The following is an 18,546-nucleotide window of genomic DNA, read 5'->3' as shown; positions in this document are numbered from 1 at the left end:
TGATTACACCGCCATCGGGCATTCCATTTACCCATAGCGTGGTAGAGCCCCCACCATCAAAGTTTATTGCTGAGCTACAGCCCAGCCAGTGCATTAATTTGGTAAGCTCGAACAAACTCATTCCGGCAGAATTATCGTTTCTGCCATCAACGGTTAACAAAATTACCCTTCCATTTGGTTTTAGACCTAAACAGGTTCTTGGATGGCGCAAACGGCTAAATGCAGCGGTATCTAATGTTTCATTAATATTATTTAAGGTTAATAACGGGCCATTTAACAAAACATTTTGTTCGTTCAATTTTGTTTCCCAATCGGTAGAGCCATCCCATTTTTTAATGGAAATTTTGCCATTATCAATCACTATGGCTGCTTCCTGGTGCCTTGCCCTGTTTCCATTTTTATCCAAACGGTTGGTATTGATGGTTTTTCCGTCAACACGCACAAAATCTACCGATCCGCCATTTTTTACATCAAAAAAATTGCCGTTTACCGCAGCAATGGCCGTATCCCTTAACCCAAAATCGCTGGTGGTAATTAAAGTCTTTTCTTCGGCACCTATAGCAAAAACAGCTTTTCGGCCTGTGTTTTTTACTTCTAAATAAGAGATATTCTCATTTGCCGCGAAAAGGTTTTTCTGATCGAAATGATGCCTGTAAAGCACTACCTGTTTAGCAATTTTATTTTTCTGCCATCTGGTTTTTACAACCGTTAACGAATCGGCGTTTTGGCCAAAGGCAGATAGGCCTGAGGTAAAAAGTGTAAGCGCAAAGAATAGTTTTTTAAGCATAACGCAGTTTTGCGATAAAATTAAAAAACAGATGTGTGTTTAACTTAAAGCATCAAGAATTATACAAAGAGCAAAAAAAAGCGAAGCGATCAATTTAATGATCTGCTCCGCTTTTTTTGAATGAATGAATAATTGAATTAGTGAATGATTGGGTTTTGAATGAATGAATAGCCATGTTGCCATTCATTCATTCAATCATTCTCTCATTTTATCATTCTATAATTCACTCATTATTTATTTCTTCGGATCTAAAATATCCTTAATGCGGATACTTAAATCTTCGTAATGTGCTTTGGTAATGGCATCGCCTGCGGCAGCTCTAGCTTTGGTAGTAGCCAATAAGGTTTTTAATTCTGCCCTAACCAATGGTCTGATATCGGATAAACCAACGTTGATTGGTGTTAAGCCAAAACCAGCTGCAAACTCTGCAGGGAAACCAGGAGGAAGTTCAGATTCTTTGGTCATTAAATCCTGCAAACGATCAACATAGGCACGCTGTAAATTGCGTTTAAATGCATCAGCTCTTCCGGCAACAAAAACAGACGATCTTAGATCGGTAAATAACTCTGGTAAGGTATAGGCTTTTGCTGCACCATTTTTGGTTTCGTTATCCAATAAACGTGCAATGCGCGAAGCAGACAAAAGATTTCCTAAGGTATTGGTTTGAACACCTTTAATACGGTTCAACAATACACCGTTATCAAATTTACTTAACTGCTCGTTGCTGATTAACCAAAGTGGCGTAGTAAATAACTGCTGGTTAAAGAAAGTAACTGCTTCTTTTTGTTTCGCTTTAGGCAAGTAGGCATAAACCGGTCCGCTTTGTTCGTAGGTTTTAAAGTTTTCGCTTAAACCACCAACATTTGTAGCCACATGGCCCATATAACGGTTAAACTGACCAACAATTTCAGTATAAATCTCTTTTAAGTCGCTATAATCTTTACCTTTCTGGAAAGTCCATTTTTCTACGTTAGGCAAAATGCGTTTTAAGTTGGCAATACCATAAGTACTTGCTTTCATGGCATTATCACCTAAATCTTCGCTCTGTAAACGTGGATCTAAAGAAGTTCCCTGGCGACCATAGAAATATAATGGATTACCTGCGTTTTTTAAGGTCCATTGGTCTAACACCTCTTTTTCCTGCTCAGCGGTTTTGCCACCAGGAAGCCAAGAATATCCCCATTTTATCGACCATTTATCGTACTCGCCAATTTGAGGGTGAAGTTTGGTTACACCATCGCCTGGTTGTGCAATGTAGTTAAAACGGGCATAATCCATAATTGATGGTGCAGTACCATGTTTATCGGTAAATGATTTAGAACGCAACGAATCAACCGGATAAGCATAGCTCGAACCAAAGTTGTGCGGTAAACCTAAAGTATGGCCAATTTCGTGTGATGATACAAAACGGATCAATTCGCCCATTTGCGCATCGGTAAATTTAGCTTTACGTACTTCTGGATTAATTGCAGCTGTTTGTACAAAATACCAGTTGCGCAACAGGTTCATAACATTGTGGTACCAACCGATGTGTGTTTCCAAAATCTGACCGGTACGCGGATCGCTGATGTGCGGTCCGTAAGCATTTGCGATATCAGATGCGAAATAGCGTACAACCGAATATCTCGAATCTTCTACACTGAACTGTGGATCCTCCTGAGCGGTTGGTGCTTCTTTACCAATAATTGCATTTTTGAAACCCGCTGCCTCAAATGCAACCTGCCAATCATTAATCCCCTGGATTAAAAACGGCACCCATTTTTTTGGTGTTGCGGGATCGATATAAATTACGATCGGTTTTACCGGTTCTACCAGTTCGCCGCGTTTGTAGGCATTGGTATCTTTCGGTACCAGGTTCCAGCGGTGGATATAAGCTGTACGCTCTGCTTTTTGTGCATTGCTTCCATAATCAATCTGCGATTGCCCGAAGAAACCCACCCTGTTATCCATAATCCTCGCTTTTACAGGCGTTTTTGGAAGTAAAAGCATCGATGTATTAAATTCGAAAGTTACTGCAGCATTGCTATTATCGGTTGGCGATTCTGCTGCACGGTAAGTTTTAGCGGTTTTTACCTCAATATTGATCGGAAAAGTTTTTACGGTGTCAATGTAAGAACGAGTGGCATCGTACATGGTTACTTTATAGGCCTTACGGATCTGGTCGGTAGCACCGATGGCCATGATATCGCCGTTATAAAAATCGGTTACATCGATCACCACACCTGTGGTATCCTTGTTATAAGCTTTAATTTCGAAACTGGCCAAAATCTGGGCAAGGTTTGAGTTCTGCACTGATTCGTACATATCGCTATTCGGATTTGCTTTTGTTGCATAACTGGGTACGCGGATAAATACCTGTTTACCCCTACGCTCCCATTTCCATACCTGCTCGTTTAATTCTTCGCCACCATATTGCTGGTTGCCAACTTTAACACCTGCAGGCACTTTTGCCAAACGGGTAACCACAAGCATTTCGCGGTTGATCATTGAATCAGGTATCTCAAAATACCATTTATCGTCTACTTTGTGTGTTTTGAACAAGCCATTTGTAGTTCTGGCTTTTGCGGTAATTACTTCCGAAAATGGTTTTATCCCCTCTTTTTTCGGCGCTGCAGCCGGAGTCGCCGCAGGTGTTGCCGGAGTCGCACCTTTTGTGGTTTTTGATTTCTTTTGTGCATATACGGAACCAGATCCGGCTACACCAAGCGCTACGATACCTGCCAAAGCAAGCACCTTAAAGTTTTTCTTCATGTGTATATAAAAGTTAGTTTGCTTGATAATAAGAGGTTAAAGTTAAAATCTTGTTACAAGGCAATTGTTTTGTAACAAGAAAGTTATTTTTTAAATTCTTTTTTCGAGCCTTACTACCTTAAAAAACACCTGTTTATCTCTGTAAACCTCAAAAATGATGCTCCTATCGGCCTTCGATTTAAATAATTCGGTAAGGTCGTTTAGGGTATAAGTGTCTACATCTTTAAAATTAACCCCGATAATTTCGTCATCAGGACAAAGGCCTGCTTTTTCGGCTGGACTATTTTCATCTATTTCACCAATAATCAGTCTTTTATATTCTTTCTGATCAAGATAGATTACCATGCCCACCATATCATGTTCGAAAGGAACTTTACTGAAACCATTAGGTTTAACATAAATAAAACCTTCTTCGTAGTTGAACTGGATATTGAATTTCCGCAACAGATCGGCCCCTATATTTCCGTTCCGTTTTGATAAGTCGATCTTATCGGCAATGGTTTTAAAATCGGGAAAACCCGCAACTACATTGTTAAAAACATAACCACCTAACTCCACTTTGGCAACACGGCCAACATAACCTTTAATCTGCCCGCTCAGGCTCATACCTAAATTGGCCTTGATTTTTTTTTCGGGCAGGGGGTATTCATTCCCGTTGAGCATTTCCATCGATAAAGCATGGCTGGCCCCGGTATCCATTAAAAACCTGGCATTTATTGATCCGCTGTCGGGAAGCTTAACATTGGCTACCACATAAGGCTTTTGGTTTTCAATTTCGATGGGAATTTTTTTGCCACGGTATTTAACATTGGCATCGTGATCATAAATAATCAACCTGTTCTCGTTATAGCGCACATCAACAATAAAACTGTTGAAAAAACTATAACCCAGCAAACCATAAATTTTAATTCCCAAATGACCTGATAAATTAAAAAGATCCTCTTTTAAAATGGCCGTTGGGATGTGCTCAATTGTAGCACTGCCTACCCTTACATCCAGGCTTTGGGAAACGTAAGCCTCTACTGTTTCAATACCCAAACCCGAAACCTTAATTTTACGGAGCAGGTTAAAGTTTAATGAGTCGATAATAGACGGATCGGTAATAATCATTGGCCCCACACCGGTATCGAGCACAAAATCGAAAGGCCCCTTCCCATCTACATAAACGGGGATGACAATGAGGTTTTTAATGCATTTAAAGGTGATAGATTGCTTTTGCCGGTTTCTTTTGAAAAAGAATTCCTGTGCGGAAGCCGAAAAAAATAGAAATACCAAGCCCAGGCAAATACTTAGTTTGCGTAAACAGATTATTACACCGGGACTATATTTGGTTAACATTGAACTAAATTTAATAAATTAGTTGATAATTATGTCCACTAAATTTAGAACATGTTCGGATTAAAAAATCAAAATCTCCTTTTTATTATTTCGGCCTTATCGGTTTGTCTGTTTACGGCATGCTCCAGCAACAAAGTAGTTTCAAGAAAAGTGGCCAAAGAATTTAAAAATTCGCGGGTAATCAAACAATACCAGGTGGGTTTTGCACTTTTTAACCCTGCAGATAAAAAAATGCTTTTTGAGAAGGACGCCGATAAATATTTCACACCGGCATCTAATACCAAACTATATACTTTTTATGCAAGCTTAAAAATGTTGCCTGATTTAATGCCCGCATTAAAATATATCGAAAGGAACGATTCGTTGATTTTTTGGGGAACCGGGGATCCTTCGTTTTTACAGTTTGCGGTTAAAGATAAATCGGCCTATAATTTTCTGTTATCTTCTGAAAAGAAACTTTTCTTTGCCCCTGGGCGTTACTCGGGTACCTTTTTTGGCGATGGATGGGCCTGGGATGATTACGATTATTACTACCAGCCTGAAATTACCGAGATGCCTATTATGGATAACATGGTTACCTCCACTTACGGAGGGCCAAACAAAATCAATATCGAACCCAGGGCTTTTGCTTCTTGCTTTAAGGTTGATTCAACAAAAACCACAGGAAATTTTCAGGTAACACGTGATTTTTTGACCAATACTTTCCATTATCCTGCTGTTGTCGTAAAACCTGGATATAATCAGCAAAACCCATATAAAACAAGTGCACAGGTTACTGTTGAGGTATTATCAGATACGCTGCATAAACCGGTTGGCCTGATCGATCTTAAGATTCCTGCAGATGCGAAAACCCTATCAGGAGCCAAACGCGATTCGGTTTTAAAACACATGATGTTGCCAAGCGATAATTTTATTGCCGAACATTTGCTGCTGGTATGTTCAAACCAGATCGGCGATACCTTAAGTACAGTAAAGGCCATCAACCACATTACCAAAAATTACCTTTCTTTTTTACCGGATAAGGTAAAATGGGTAGATGGATCGGGGTTATCGCGCCAGGATTTATTTACGCCAAGGGATAATGTTTACCTGTTCGATTCTATCTATAAATTGGTAAATAACCCTGAAAAACTTTTCGATATGCTACCTGCCGGAGGGAAAAGCGGTACGTTAAAAAGTGCCTACCCCAAAACCGACAAACCATTTGTTTTTGGCAAAACAGGCTCATTGGGCGGTGTGCATAACCAAAGCGGATACGTGCTCACCAAAAAAGGGAAAACCTATATCTATTCGTTCATGAACAACAATTTTGTAAAACCAACAGCAGAGGTACGTGCAGAAATGGTAAGGATAGTAACCTATATACATGATAATTTTTAATGCCGGATTTTAAATCGATTGATCAGCCTTTTTCGAATACCATCAACATCGGTGGCACATCATATCTTTATTTCGGCGGAACAGCTTATTTAGGTATTCCGCAGGATCAGGATTTTATTGATTTACATATAGAAGGTATAAAAAAATTTGGCTTAAATAACGGAACAAGCCGCACCAACAACATCCAGCTTGGCACTTACGATGAGGCTGAAAAAGTAGCTGCCGCACGATATGGCGCAGAAGCTGCCCTGATTACATCAAGCGGGTATCTGGCAGCCCAGCTTACAATTAAAGCTTTATCAGTTTTAGGCAAGGTAATTTATGCCCCAACCGCACATCCGGCCTTATGGCTAACTGATAAAACGATAAAAAATGAGGATTTTGATACCTGGAAAAGCAAAACAATAGCATTGATTAATAATTCGGAGGAAAAAACATGGGTGCTCATCTGCAACTCCATGAACAATCTTTTTCCGGAGGTATATGATTTTAACTTTTTAACCAAAATAAACCCTGAAAAAGAAATTATTTTAATTGTTGATGATTCGCACGGTATCGGGGTAAATAATAATGGATTGGGTGCTTTTAGCTCCTTACCATTAAAGGCAAATATTGAACGTGTAGTGGTTGCATCCATGGCAAAAGCTTTAGGAGTTGATGCAGGCTTGATTTTGGCTTCCGGTCCAATTATTTCCAAACTTAAAAACACCAATATTTTTGTCGGTGCCTCACCTCCGTCAGCAGCCAGTCTTTTTGCGTTTATACATGCCGAAAAAATCTATAAAAAGGCTTGGGAAAGGCTACAAAATAATATCAGTTTACTCAGCGTCTCTTTAAGCACATTGTGGCGTTACGAACCTGGATTTCCGGCATTTTTATCACAGGATATCGACCTGGCAGCTGGTTTATTAAAGGAAAAAATATTAATTTCTTCTTTTCCTTACCCCAACCCCGATAGCGCACCGATTAACAGAATTGTGCTGAGCAGCTGGCACACAGATGAGGACATTGATAAGTTGATTCTTGCTATTAAGAAAACCGGTAAATAACAAAAAATTGGCTGATGTGTTAATTAACATCAAGTTTATACGAATTGCCGATATTGCACGCGTAATATCGGCATTTTGCTTATGTAATATTACCTCAATTAGAATCCATGAGAACTAAACTTATTATTGCTGCATTGTTTTTATTTACAATCAATGCCTTTGCGCAGCAACCCAATGTTAAAAAAGATTATGTATTGCGCACCACTTATAATGCGGTACAATACAAGAATTTTTATCTGTTAACCTTGTTTCAACAGGATGAACAGGTGAAGAAAGCCCTCCAAAAGGATGAAGTTTTGAGCAGTTTGTTAAAAGCAAAGAAAGACAACATCAACCAGGCCATCAAAAACTGTAAACAAGATATTACCTGTTACACTGCAGCTTTAAAATTTACCGATCAGGAAATCGAACAGATCGGAAACAGGTTAGCATTTCTATATAAAAAAGAACCCGGTCTCAATTTATTGATGCTATACCACATTATCCCTTCTGGCTGCTACAATTTATTCGATACCCTTTCACCCAACGAAATGATCGAAAAAGCATGGGCTCAGGATGCAAAAGCAATAAACCACATCATTTCTGTTTATGTTGAGGGCAACAAACCCAATTACCCTAATATTGATTCGATCAGCTTTAATGTAAAGGATAAAGCTTATCCCGAAATGGTAAATACCAACGCCAGCCTAAGTTTAGAAAGTAAAAATAGTCTGTTTTTTGAGCCCAGCTTAAATTTTGCACTGGTAGCTTTAGAAATTAATGAGCGTAACGATGCCGCCGATTACGAGCCCATGCTTACCACAGTTAACAAAGCTGCATTTTTAGCGATTAAAAAAACTGATTTTGCCAAATATAAATATCCCTTAATTCTTGTTCCCGGTGAAGGGCCGGAAGAAAATGGCGTTGAATTAAGTGCTGGCGGGATGCTCCGCTGCAGATTGGCCGCAGCACAGTATAAATACGGGATAGCCCCCTTTATCATGGTATCAGGCGGGAAGGTGCATCCTTATAAAACCAAATTCAGCGAGGCTTATGAAATGAAAAAATTTCTGATCAATACATTACAGATTCCTGAAAGTGCCATTTTAATGGAACCCCATGCCAGGCATACCACAACCAATGTAAGAAACGCCGCAAGGATCATGTTCAGGTACGGCATGCCCATGGATAAAGCTGTTTTGGTAGTAACCACAAAATCGCAGAGTTTTTATATCAGTGAAATCATGCATAAACGTTGCATTAATGAGCTTGGTTACGATCCATACCACAACGGAAAACGTTTATCGGAAACTGCCCTCGAAATTTTCGTGAACACAAAATCGCTGCAGATTGATTTTGATGAACCAATGGATCCCTAACCGTATTTTTATTTAATATCCTATTTTTCAATATTTGTAACATCAATAGGCAATAAGTTAGATAATATGCCTAGCTTGTAACCGATCTTTAAATAATGTTGATATAATCCCCGATATGAAAAAACTGTTCGTATTCCTCTCATTAAGCCTGCTCTTTATCAATGCAATTTCTGCACAAACTACAACAGTTTGGGTTGTTAGACATGCCGAAAAAGATAAATCGAACCCACAGGACAATAATCCCAACCTATCCGACGAAGGCAAAATACGTACCGCAGACCTGGCCAAATATTTAAAAAAGGTAAAATTTGATGCTGCTTTTGCAACCCCTACCAAACGCACCCACCAAACATTAGATTCATTGGTAATCCCTAAGGTAATTGATTACAAAGACATTAAATCGCTTGTTGATAGCATCAAAACCAATTATTTAGGTAAAACGGTTATTGTGGCAGGCCACTCTAATACCGTACTCGAAATTATTGAAGCGCTTGGTGGCAAAAGGCCAAAAGAAGAATTAACCGATGATGATTACGATTATATTTTTGAATTAGCGGTCAAAGAAGATAAGGCAAAGGTTAAAATGGATCAATATGGTAGGCCGCATCATTTGTAGTTTGGATGGTATCAGGCAGTAATACATGATAATTCAAACTAAAAATCTTAATTCCATTATTAATATTACTTTAAAAGGTCTCTTTTCGGTATTTTAAGTCCACGGCCGTCATCCTGAATTTATTTCAGGATCTATCTAGCATGAAAGATGCTGAAATAAATTCAGCATGACGAATTGATCTACCATAAACCAATGACGATTGAACTAATGAACTATTAAAGTTTCTCAAAAGGAATATCCATCAGGTCATAACTTCTCCAGTCCGAAAAATCGTAATGCCACCATTCGTTTTCCAACACGTTCATCCCGTATTTTGCCATGATGGAGATGAGGAAATCCCGGTTTTTCTTCGCCTCGGCTGATACATTTTCATACTTTGCCGCAGCTGCAGCCGAAAAACTGTCGTAAGGTGTTGGCATAACCAATTCTTTACCTGTTTTTAGGTTAATTAACGTTAAATCTACCGCACAGCCCCTATTGTGCTTAGATCCCTTTGCCGGGTTCGCCACAAAATTTTTGTCGCTCGCTTTTTTATAAAACTCGACGGTAATGGCATAAGGGCGATAGCCATCAAATATTTTTAAGCCATAACCTTTTTTATTCAGCTCTTTCTGGATTTTCTTTAATGCCGCTACCACTGGTTTCCGCGCAAAAGCCCTCGCCTGTTTGTACATTACCTGCTGCATAAAGTTATTTTTGGTAGCGTAGCGGATATCTAAAGCAATATTGGGAATGGCCTTTTTGATTTCAACAAGTTCATTGTTCGGATTCGACTTAATAGAGGCTTGATATTGAGTATAAGCGTTAACTACAACAAGCTTTTTTGCTGCGATAGGTTTATTTTGGGCAAAGCCCGAAACAGAGATAAGCAGAAAAAACATCAATAAATTGAGTTTCATAAACGGTTATAATTAGAAGGCTTCATCATTCTCTTTGTACCGAAATAATTAATAAGAAAAGTCGTCATCTCGACCGAAACGCAGTGGAGCGCCCGCCTGCATCGGGCAGGGAGAGATCTATCTCGAGACAGATTTCTCGACTCCGTTGCACTCCGCTCGAAATGACGCATTATGGACTACTGATTCGAAACCACCAGCAATTCCAGATTTTTAAAAGGTAAATTAAACATATCAGCCAGATCCTTATTGGTACAGTTTCCCTGATAAATATAAAGTGCCTCGCGGATGCCCGGATTGTTCCAAACCATGTTAACCAAACCTCCGTATTCGCCGATATCCAATAAAATAGGTGCAAAAATATTGGTTAACGCGTAAGAAGCAGTTCTTGGCACGCGCGAAGCGATATTTGGCACACAATAATGGATCACATCATATTTGCGGAAAACGGGATTGGTGTGGTTGGTTACCTCAGACGTTTCGAAACAGCCGCCCTGATCAATACTCACATCAATAACTACCGAATGCGGTTTCATACGTGCTACGGTTTCTTCCATCACCACACAGGGGCTACGGCCATGGCTGGCACGGATGGCACCAATTACCACATCGCAGGTTACAATCGCCTTATTTAAAACGATTGGCTGCATTACGGAGGTAAATACCCGGCTACCTAAATTATTCTGCAAACGGCGTAAACGGTAAATAGAACTATCAAAAACCTTAACCTCAGCTCCCAGCGCCAAGGCCGTTCTGGCAGCATATTCGCCAACAGTACCTGCACCCAAAATTACGATTTCGGTAGGCGGAACACCTGTAAAACCGCCCAACATCAATCCTTTGCCGCCGGTTACATTGCTCAGGTATTCTGCTGCGATTAAAATAGAGGTAGATCCAACGATTTCGCTCATTGCCCGTACTACGCTCAGAATGTTACCCTCATCACGCAGGTTTTCGAAACAAAGTGCATTAATCTTTTTATGCATCAGGGCTTTCAGGTAGTCCTGCTTTAAGGTTCCGGTCTGTAATGAAGAAATAAGGGTCTGCCCTTTATGCATCATCTCGATTTCCTCCAAAGTTGGGGGCGCAATTTTCATTAGGATATCTGCTTCGAAAACCTCTTTTTTATCGTAGGCAATCTTGGCTCCCTGTTCGGCATATTCGTTATCAGAAAAATTTGCACCAGTACCGGCGCCGGTTTCTAAAACCACGCGGTGACCATTGTTTACCAACAGCGCAACCGATAAAGGCGTTAGTGCAATTCTATTTTCCTGAAAAGAAATTTCTTTGGGTATTCCTATGTATAAGCTGTTTTTCTTATTTCTGGTTTCTAACTTCGCCTCTTGTGTTTGCAATAAACCCTGACGAGCTATATCGGCCATTCCTTCGCGTAATCCTGTAGCCATGTTGAATTAAAGATTTTTGGTAGTTTTAGGTTGTTCAAGGTACGGAAAATCTGTTAATTTATTGATAACTAAATGTTATACCTTAGAAATATGGAATAATCTGCGGTTTTCGTCTTCCACATTTATTTCTACCCTGATATAGTTTTCGGGCAGTAATTCTTCTACCCTTTCGGGCCACTCGATTAAACAGATACCACCGCCGTAAAAATATTCTTCGTAACCCAGGTCATAGGCCTCACGGATATCCTTCATACGGTAAAAATCGAAATGGAATACCGATCCGTTAGGGCTTTCATATTCGTTAACGATAGAATAGGTTGGGCTCGAAACTACATCGGTTACACCCAGGGCAGCACAGAAAGTTTTGATAAAAGTGGTTTTACCTGCGCCCATGTCGCCTTCGAAAATGAAGACTTTTTCGGTGCCTGCAAAATCTGAAAGTTGTTGTGCCACAACAGGTAAATCGGCTAAACTGTTTACTACAATATCCATTTTAAAAGAATAAAGGCAAAAGTAATACATAATTGCATTGCTTTTGCCTTTTATAGTTGTCATTTCTCGACTACATTACCATCAAGGCTGGCATCTCGAGATAGATTTCTCGGCTGCGTTGCACTCCGCTCGAAATGACGGCCTTGCAATGACGGATCTCATGTCTCAAATCTAGCATCTCAAATCTACTCCCTACCTCGGCGAATAAGTTACTACCGGAATAATCATTTCCTCCAGCGAAATTCCTCCATGCTGAAAAGTTTCATTATAGTAGTTTACAAACTGGTTATAATTGTTCGGGTAAACGAAATAACTATCTTCCCTTGCAAATATGTAACTACTGCTGATGTTGATCTTTGGTAATAATGCATCGTGAGGATTTTTGATCAAAAACACCTCTTTTGCATTAAAGTTAAGATTTCTACCCTGTTTATACCTTAAATTGGTATTTGTACTCCTGTCGCCAATCACTTTAACCGGTTTTTTAACCCGAATGGTACCATGATCTGTTGTAATAATCACTTTTACCTTTTTCTGAGAGATTTTTTTCAATAGATCCCAAAGTGGCGAATGCTCAAACCACGATAAGGTTAACGAGCGGTAAGCGGCATCGTCGTTTGCCAGCTCGCGGATCATCTGCATATCCGTACGGGCATGGCTCAACATATCAACAAAATTGAATACAATGGCATTAAAATCATTATGCAACAGGTTATTGGTCTGATCTACCAGATCTTTACCCTGCTCAAATGTGAGTATTTTATGGTAACTGAATTTGCAGTCTTTTCTTAAGCTACGTTTAATGTTGTCGGCCAGAAAAGCTTCTTCATGCATATTTTTTCCACCTTCGTCATCATCGTTCTGCCAAAGCTGGGGAAAACGTTTTTCCATATCCAGAGGCATCATACCCGAAAAAATAGCATTTCGGGCATACTGTGTTGCCGTTGGCAAAATACTGGTATACATATCCTCCTCATCGATCCTGAAATATTCGGAAATTAAGGGATTGATGATTTTCCACTGATCGTAACGTAGGTTATCAATCAAAATGAAGAATACAGGCGTATTATCGTTAATTAAAGGAAAAGCCTTTTTCTTTAACAGTTCGTTAGAAAGCAAAGGTGCTTTATCTTTATTCTTGATCCAGTCGAGGTAATTTTCTTCGATAAATTTGGTAAACTGAGTATTTGCTTCCTGTTTCTGCATGGTTAAAATCTCATGCATCTGCGGATCATCAAGCTTTTCGAGCTCAAGTTCCCAGAAAACGATTTTTTTATAAACGTCAATCCACTCTTCGTAATTCAGCCTATCGCCCAAAGTCATCCCCAAACGGCGGAAATCCTGTTGGTAAGCCATTGATGTTTTTTCGCTAACCAGACGTTTATTATCGATCAGTTTTTTAATGGTAAGCAGAACCTGTTTCGGGTTTACCGGTTTAATCAGGTAATCATCAATTTTACTACCAATCGCGTCTTCCATCAGGTTTTCTTCCTCGCTTTTGGTAATCAAAACCACAGGCACATCGGGATTTAAGTTTTTAATGGCCGAAAGTGTTTCGATACCGCTCATTCCCGGCATGTTTTCATCTAAAAAAACAAGGTCGAAATGGGCTTTCCCAAATGCCTCTAAAGCGTCGTTTCCATTGGTAAATGTGGTTACATTATAACCTTTATCATTCAACAATAATATATGTGGTTTTAACAGGTCGATTTCATCATCAGCCCATAATATCTTAGTTTCTTGCATGTTTTTGTAAAAATAGGTAAGTATTGCCCTTTAATTTTGACGGGTAAATCAAACTATAAATAAAAATAGCAATTTTTGTACCGTATCTAGCTATTTAACTATTTTTAACGATTGAACAAGAAGAAAATAATAAATGATCCCGTTTACGGTTTCATCAGCATTCCATCAGAACTGGTTTATGATGTGATTTCGCATCCGTATTTCCAGCGTTTGCGCTACATCAAACAACTGGGGATGACGCACTTGGTATATCCGGGTGCCTTGCACACCCGTTTTCACCATGCTTTGGGTGCCATGCATTTAATGAGTTTGGCCATCAATCTTTTAAAAAGTAAAGGACATGCCATTACCGAAGGCGAAGAAGAAGCCGCCATTTTGGCCATTTTACTGCACGATATCGGCCACGGCCCTTTTTCGCATGCCTTAGAGCATTCGCTGGTTACCGGCATCAGGCATGAGGATATTTCAGCAAAGCTGATGAACGACCTTAACATCCACTTTGGAGGCCGCTTAAGCCATGCCATTGAGATTTTTAATGGCACCTACCACAAAAAATTTCTTCACCAGCTCATTTCAGGTCAATTGGATCTGGATAGAATGGACTATTTAAACCGTGATAGTTTTTTTACAGGCGTAAGCGAGGGTGTAATCAGTTTCGACAGGATTATCAAAATGTTCAATGTGCACGATGATGACCTGGTGATCGAAGAAAAAGGAATTTACTCGATCGAAAAATTTTTAATTGCCCGCAGGCTGATGTATTGGCAGGTTTACCTGCACAAAACGGTGATATCGGGCGAAATGATTTTAGTAAAATTATTGGAGCGTGCCAAAGAACTCTCGGCCGCCGGTGCCGATTTATTTGCTTCACCATCGTTAAACCATTTCCTAAAAAACGATATCAACGAAGCCAATTTCTTTTCTCAGCACGAAAATCTGGAACATTTCACCAATCTGGATGACCAGGATATTTATGCGGCAGTTAAAGTTTGGGCTAAACACCCCGATAAAATTTTGTCTACGCTTTGTAAAATGCTTACCTCCCGTAATCTTTATAAAGTGGAAATGGGCAACGAAAAAGTAGGTGTCGACCGTCTTAACTTTTTGCAGGATGCAGCCGTTAATCTGCTGGAAATTAAACCCGAAGAAGCAAGATATTTTGTTTTTACCGATTCGATACAGAACCGCGCATACAACGCTGGTGTAGGTAATATCAAGATTTTGATGAAAAATAACGATATTGTAGATATTGCCAAGGCATCAGATTTATCCAATCTGGAGTCGCTACAGAAAACCGTTGAAAAATATATCCTCTGTTATCCCAGGGGCATTTAAGCTTATTTAACAAAATATTTAACTTTTACTGCCGTTTTAAGTCTTATAATTGTGTAAAATATACACAGCTTAACTCTAGCAGGTTTTTTTGTTCATATCAATTTAACATATACCTTTGTACGATGCAATTTACTGCCACGCAGATAAGTCAGTTTTTAAACGGTTCCATTGATGGAAACCCAGATGTAGCCGTTACCGAACTTTCAAAGATAGAAGACGGGAAAGAGGGCTCTTTGTCTTTTCTTTCCAACCCTAAGTACGAAAACTTTTTGTATTCTACTCAGGCGTCGGTTGTTATCGTATCTAAAGATTTCGCACCAACACAGCCTTACACCAGCACTTTAATCCGTGTTGAAAATCCATACAGTGCCTTTACCATTTTACTCGATAAATATAACGAAGCGGTAAATGCTCAAAAGGCACAATCGGGCATCGATAAACTGGCCTTTGTACACCCAACTGCCAAAATCGGTAAAAACGTATTTATTGATGCTTTTGCCTATGTGGCCGAAAATGTAGAAATCGGTGATGGCTGCAAAATTAATGCACAGACTTTTATCGGCGAAAATTCAAAAATCGGCGAAAACAGCACCTTTTTTCCCGGTGTAAAAATTTACCATAACTCGGTAATCGGTAAAAGGGTTACCATCCATTCGAACACCGTTATTGGGAGCGATGGATTTGGTTTTGCACCTCAAAAAGACGGCACATACAATAAAATCCCGCAGATCGGAAATGTCATTATTGAAGATGATGTAGAAATCGGTGCCAATACAACTGTCGATCGCGCTACAATGGGCTCTACCATTGTAAAGAAAGGTGCAAAAATCGACAACCTGATCCAGATTGCGCACAATGTAGAAATTGGCGAAAACACCGTTTTGGCTGCACAATCGGGCATATCAGGCAGTACAAAAGTTGGCCCCAACAGTGTTGTAGGTGGCCAGGTAGGTATTGCAGGCCATTTAACCCTTGCCAAAGGCACGCAGATTGGTGCACAGGCAGGTATAAACTTTAACATTACAGAAGAAAATAAACAATGGCACGGAAGTCCGGCGCAGCCTTTGCGCAACTGGATGCGTGCTTCCGTAATTTTCAAGCATCTTCCGGATGTGGAAAAAAGAATAAACGCGCTCGAAGAGGAATTGAAAAAGCTTACAGCTGAACTGGAAAAGAATACAATAAACAATGAACGTTAGACAAAAAACGATTAAACAGGAAATATCAGCATCTGGTGTGGGTTTACACACAGGCGCTAATGTTACTTTAACATTTTGCCCGGCCCCCGAAAATCATGGCTTTAAATTTCAGCGTATTGATTTAGATGGGCATCCGATTATTGAAGCCGATGCTGATAACGTAACCGATACTTCACGCGGAACAACCCTTACCCAAAATGGTGCCAGCGTAAGCACCGTAGAGCACGTAATGGCTTCGTTAGTAGGTATGGATCTTGATAACGTTCTGATCAAATTAGACGGACCGGAAACCCCGATTATGGATGGTAGTTCGATCCAGTTTGTTGATTTATTGGAAGAAGTAGGCTCGGTTGAACAAAATGCCGACCGCGAGTACTTTACCATTCCCCACAACATTACCTATACCGAAGAAGACAGAAAAGTAGAAATTGTGGCCATGCCGTTAGACGATTATCGCTTTACCTGCATGATCGATTATAATTCTCCTGTTCTGGGCAGTCAGCACGCTGGCATTAATACCATTGCAGAATTTAAGAAAGAAATTGCTTCTTGCCGTACTTTCTGTTTCTTACACGAATTAGAATACCAGTTATCGCACAATTTAATTAAAGGTGGCGATTTAAATAACGCCATTGTAATTGTAGATAAAGAGGTTACCAAAGATGAATTGAGCCATTTGGCCAAATTATTTAACCGCAAAGACATTGATGTTGCGCCACAGGGGATTTTGAACAACATGGAACTGCGTTACCAGAACGAACCTGCCCGTCATAAGCTTTTGGATATGATTGGCGACCTGGCTTTGGTTGGGATGCACTTAAAAGGCCACATTATGGCGGCACGTCCAGGCCACGCGGCAAACGTTGCTTTTGCCAAAAAGATTAAAGCAGCTATTAAAAAAGAGAAAAACAAAAAAATACAAAAGGTATACGATCCGAGTGCAAAACCATTGTTTGATGTAGTGAAAATAATGGAGATTTTACCTCACCGTCAACCATTTTTGTTCGTTGATAAAATTTTGGAACTTTCTAAAAACCACGTGGTAGGCGTTAAAAACGTAACCATGAACGAAGAATTTTTCAAAGGTCACTTTCCGGGTGCTCCCGTATTTCCCGGGGTATTACAGATTGAGGCCATGGCCCAGGTAGGCGGAATTCTGGTACTTTGTACTGTTCCGGATCCTGAAAATTACCTGACCTATTTCTTAAAGATAGATAATGTACGCTTTAGGGCACAGGTGCTTCCTGGCGATACCATTGTTTTCCGTTGCGATTTACTCGAACCAATCAGAAGGGGCATTGCCCAGATGAAAGGCGTAGGTATGGTTGGCGAAAAAATCGTTGTCGAAGCCGAAATGATGGCCCAAATTTCAAAAGTTAAACAAGCAGAACCCGCTCAATAATGATACAACCTTTAGCATATATACACCCTCAGGCAAAAATCGCCGAAAATGTGGTAATCGAACCCTTTGTAGTGATACATAAAGATGTTGTAATTGGGGAAGGTACCTGGATCGGATCGAACGTTACCATTATGGATGGCGCACGTATCGGTAAAAACTGCCGCATTTTTCCCGGCGCCGTTATTTCAGGCGAACCACAGGATTTAAAGTTTGCTGGCGAGGTTACCACTGCCGAAATTGGCGATAATACCACTATCCGCGAGTGTGTAACTATCAATCGTGGTACTAAGGATAAATGGAAAACCGTTATCGGCAGTAACTGCTTAATCCAGGCTTATTCGCACATTGCACATGATTGCGAAGTTGGAAATAACTGTATTTTCTCAAACAGCACCACTTTAGCAGGTCACATTACTATTGGTAACAATGTGGTTCTGGCCGGCTTGGTTGCCATACATCAGTTTGTTAAGGTGGGTTCTTACGCTTTCGTAACCGGTGGTTCATTGGTACGTAAAGATGTTCCCCCTTATGTTAAAGCTGCCCGCGAACCGCTTTCTTACGCAGGTATCAACTCTGTTGGCCTACGCAGAAGAGGTTTTACCAACGAGCAGATTGATGAAATACAGGAAATTTACCGTGTACTTTTCGTAAAACACAATAATGTAACCAAAGCTTTGGATATGATCGAAGCCGAATTTAAACCAACGGAAATCCGTGATGAAATTGTTGATTTTATCCGTAATTCTAACCGTGGTGTAATGAAGGGCTTCGGGATGGGCAGTTAAGCGAAA

At 40.0% G+C, this 18,546-nt stretch carries 15 protein-coding genes; 8 read left to right on the top strand and 7 right to left on the bottom strand.

The window, feature by feature from the left end:
* The 3 genes from B2V92_RS18040 to B2V92_RS18030 all read right to left on the bottom strand — a co-directional run.
* A partial coding sequence (locus tag B2V92_RS18040; protein ID WP_293310780.1) for a phosphodiester glycosidase family protein occupies positions 1–787 on the bottom strand: 787 nt, incomplete at its 3' end.
* Positions 788–1,021: 234 nt separating this feature from the next.
* On the bottom strand, positions 1,022–3,538 hold the full coding sequence (locus tag B2V92_RS18035; RefSeq protein ID WP_293310778.1) for a zinc-dependent metalloprotease: 2,517 nt from the start codon (positions 3,536–3,538) through the stop codon (positions 1,022–1,024).
* A gap of 90 nt (positions 3,539–3,628) precedes the next feature.
* A complete protein-coding gene (locus tag B2V92_RS18030; protein WP_293310776.1) occupies positions 3,629–4,876 on the bottom strand; it encodes an aspartyl protease family protein in 1,248 nt (415 codons plus the stop codon).
* A gap of 51 nt (positions 4,877–4,927) precedes the next feature.
* Between B2V92_RS18030 and B2V92_RS18025 the strand changes: the two genes are divergently transcribed.
* The 4 genes from B2V92_RS18025 to B2V92_RS18010 all read left to right on the top strand — a co-directional run bounded on the left by B2V92_RS18025 (position 4,928) and on the right by B2V92_RS18010 (position 9,279).
* Positions 4,928–6,256 carry a D-alanyl-D-alanine carboxypeptidase gene (locus B2V92_RS18025; RefSeq protein WP_293310774.1) on the top strand — a complete coding sequence of 443 codons (1,329 nt, stop codon included), beginning with the start codon at positions 4,928–4,930 and terminating at the stop codon, positions 6,254–6,256.
* The gene (locus B2V92_RS18020) at positions 6,256–7,305 is read left to right on the top strand and encodes an aminotransferase class I/II-fold pyridoxal phosphate-dependent enzyme (RefSeq protein ID WP_293310772.1); all 1,050 of its coding nucleotides are present in this window, start codon (positions 6,256–6,258) and stop codon (positions 7,303–7,305) included. The genes B2V92_RS18025 and B2V92_RS18020 overlap by 1 nt, the downstream gene beginning before the upstream one ends.
* Before the next feature lie 107 nt (positions 7,306–7,412).
* Positions 7,413–8,663 carry a YdcF family protein gene (locus B2V92_RS18015; protein ID WP_293310770.1) on the top strand — a complete coding sequence of 417 codons (1,251 nt, stop codon included), beginning with the start codon at positions 7,413–7,415 and terminating at the stop codon, positions 8,661–8,663.
* 115 nt (positions 8,664–8,778) lie between these two features.
* Complete coding sequence (locus B2V92_RS18010; protein ID WP_293310768.1) at positions 8,779–9,279, top strand: phosphoglycerate mutase family protein; 501 nt, start codon at positions 8,779–8,781, stop codon at positions 9,277–9,279.
* Between the two features lie 215 nt (positions 9,280–9,494).
* On the opposite strand, the gene B2V92_RS18005 is transcribed toward B2V92_RS18010, so the two are convergent.
* The 4 genes from B2V92_RS18005 to B2V92_RS17990 form a co-directional block, all read right to left on the bottom strand.
* Positions 9,495–10,178: a M15 family metallopeptidase gene (locus tag B2V92_RS18005; protein WP_293310766.1), complete on the bottom strand. Its 684-nt coding sequence runs from the start codon at positions 10,176–10,178 to the stop codon at positions 9,495–9,497.
* Positions 10,179–10,354: 176 nt separating this feature from the next.
* Positions 10,355–11,581 (bottom strand): alanine dehydrogenase, encoded by a 1,227-nt coding sequence (locus tag B2V92_RS18000; RefSeq protein ID WP_293310764.1) that lies wholly within the window; start codon positions 11,579–11,581, stop codon positions 10,355–10,357.
* A gap of 75 nt (positions 11,582–11,656) precedes the next feature.
* Positions 11,657–12,136 carry a tRNA (adenosine(37)-N6)-threonylcarbamoyltransferase complex ATPase subunit type 1 TsaE gene (tsaE, locus tag B2V92_RS17995; protein WP_349681438.1) on the bottom strand — a complete coding sequence of 160 codons (480 nt, stop codon included), beginning with the start codon at positions 12,134–12,136 and terminating at the stop codon, positions 11,657–11,659.
* A 129-nt stretch (positions 12,137–12,265) separates the two neighbouring features.
* On the bottom strand, positions 12,266–13,819 hold the full coding sequence (locus tag B2V92_RS17990) for a PglZ domain-containing protein (protein ID WP_293310762.1): 1,554 nt from the start codon (positions 13,817–13,819) through the stop codon (positions 12,266–12,268).
* A gap of 111 nt (positions 13,820–13,930) precedes the next feature.
* Between B2V92_RS17990 and B2V92_RS17985 the strand changes: the two genes are divergently transcribed.
* From B2V92_RS17985 to lpxA, 4 genes are all read left to right on the top strand, one after another.
* Complete coding sequence (locus B2V92_RS17985; RefSeq protein ID WP_293310760.1) at positions 13,931–15,154, top strand: HD domain-containing protein; 1,224 nt, start codon at positions 13,931–13,933, stop codon at positions 15,152–15,154.
* 122 nt (positions 15,155–15,276) lie between these two features.
* On the top strand, positions 15,277–16,353 hold the full coding sequence (gene lpxD / locus B2V92_RS17980) for a UDP-3-O-(3-hydroxymyristoyl)glucosamine N-acyltransferase (RefSeq protein WP_293310758.1): 1,077 nt from the start codon (positions 15,277–15,279) through the stop codon (positions 16,351–16,353).
* Entirely contained in the window at positions 16,343–17,755 is a 1,413-nt protein-coding gene (locus B2V92_RS17975; protein WP_293310756.1) for a bifunctional UDP-3-O-[3-hydroxymyristoyl] N-acetylglucosamine deacetylase/3-hydroxyacyl-ACP dehydratase, read from the top strand. Before lpxD ends, B2V92_RS17975 begins: the two co-directional genes overlap by 11 nt.
* Positions 17,755–18,540, top strand: coding sequence for an acyl-ACP--UDP-N-acetylglucosamine O-acyltransferase (gene lpxA / locus B2V92_RS17970; RefSeq protein ID WP_010599175.1), 786 nt, complete (start codon positions 17,755–17,757; stop codon positions 18,538–18,540). The genes B2V92_RS17975 and lpxA overlap by 1 nt, the downstream gene beginning before the upstream one ends.
* Positions 18,541–18,546 lie beyond the last annotated feature (6 nt).

This window comes from Pedobacter sp. UBA5917, assembly GCF_002432345.1.
In the GTDB taxonomy this organism is placed as follows: Bacteria; Bacteroidota; Bacteroidia; order Sphingobacteriales; family Sphingobacteriaceae; genus Pedobacter.
Note: the sequence above shows the minus strand (reverse complement) of the source record. Positions and strands in the feature narration are given on the sequence as shown.

Bases quoted from the DNA above. Each gene is read 5' to 3' on its own strand.
- B2V92_RS18035 (WP_293310778.1), bottom strand. From the start codon at position 3,538: ATGAAGAAAAACTTTAAGGTGCTTGCTTTGGCAGGTATCGTAGCGCTT.
- B2V92_RS18030 (WP_293310776.1), bottom strand. From the start codon at position 4,876: ATGTTAACCAAATATAGTCCCGGTGTAATAATCTGTTTACGCAAACTA.
- B2V92_RS18025 (WP_293310774.1), top strand. From the start codon at position 4,928: ATGTTCGGATTAAAAAATCAAAATCTCCTTTTTATTATTTCGGCCTTA.
- B2V92_RS18020 (WP_293310772.1), top strand. From the start codon at position 6,256: ATGCCGGATTTTAAATCGATTGATCAGCCTTTTTCGAATACCATCAAC.
- B2V92_RS18015 (WP_293310770.1), top strand. From the start codon at position 7,413: ATGAGAACTAAACTTATTATTGCTGCATTGTTTTTATTTACAATCAAT.
- B2V92_RS18010 (WP_293310768.1), top strand. From the start codon at position 8,779: ATGAAAAAACTGTTCGTATTCCTCTCATTAAGCCTGCTCTTTATCAAT.
- B2V92_RS18005 (WP_293310766.1), bottom strand. From the start codon at position 10,178: ATGAAACTCAATTTATTGATGTTTTTTCTGCTTATCTCTGTTTCGGGC.
- B2V92_RS18000 (WP_293310764.1), bottom strand. From the start codon at position 11,581: ATGGCTACAGGATTACGCGAAGGAATGGCCGATATAGCTCGTCAGGGT.
- tsaE (WP_349681438.1), bottom strand. From the start codon at position 12,136: ATGACAACTATAAAAGGCAAAAGCAATGCAATTATGTATTACTTTTGC.
- B2V92_RS17990 (WP_293310762.1), bottom strand. From the start codon at position 13,819: ATGCAAGAAACTAAGATATTATGGGCTGATGATGAAATCGACCTGTTA.
- lpxD (WP_293310758.1), top strand. From the start codon at position 15,277: ATGCAATTTACTGCCACGCAGATAAGTCAGTTTTTAAACGGTTCCATT.
- B2V92_RS17975 (WP_293310756.1), top strand. From the start codon at position 16,343: ATGAACGTTAGACAAAAAACGATTAAACAGGAAATATCAGCATCTGGT.
- lpxA (WP_010599175.1), top strand. From the start codon at position 17,755: ATGATACAACCTTTAGCATATATACACCCTCAGGCAAAAATCGCCGAA.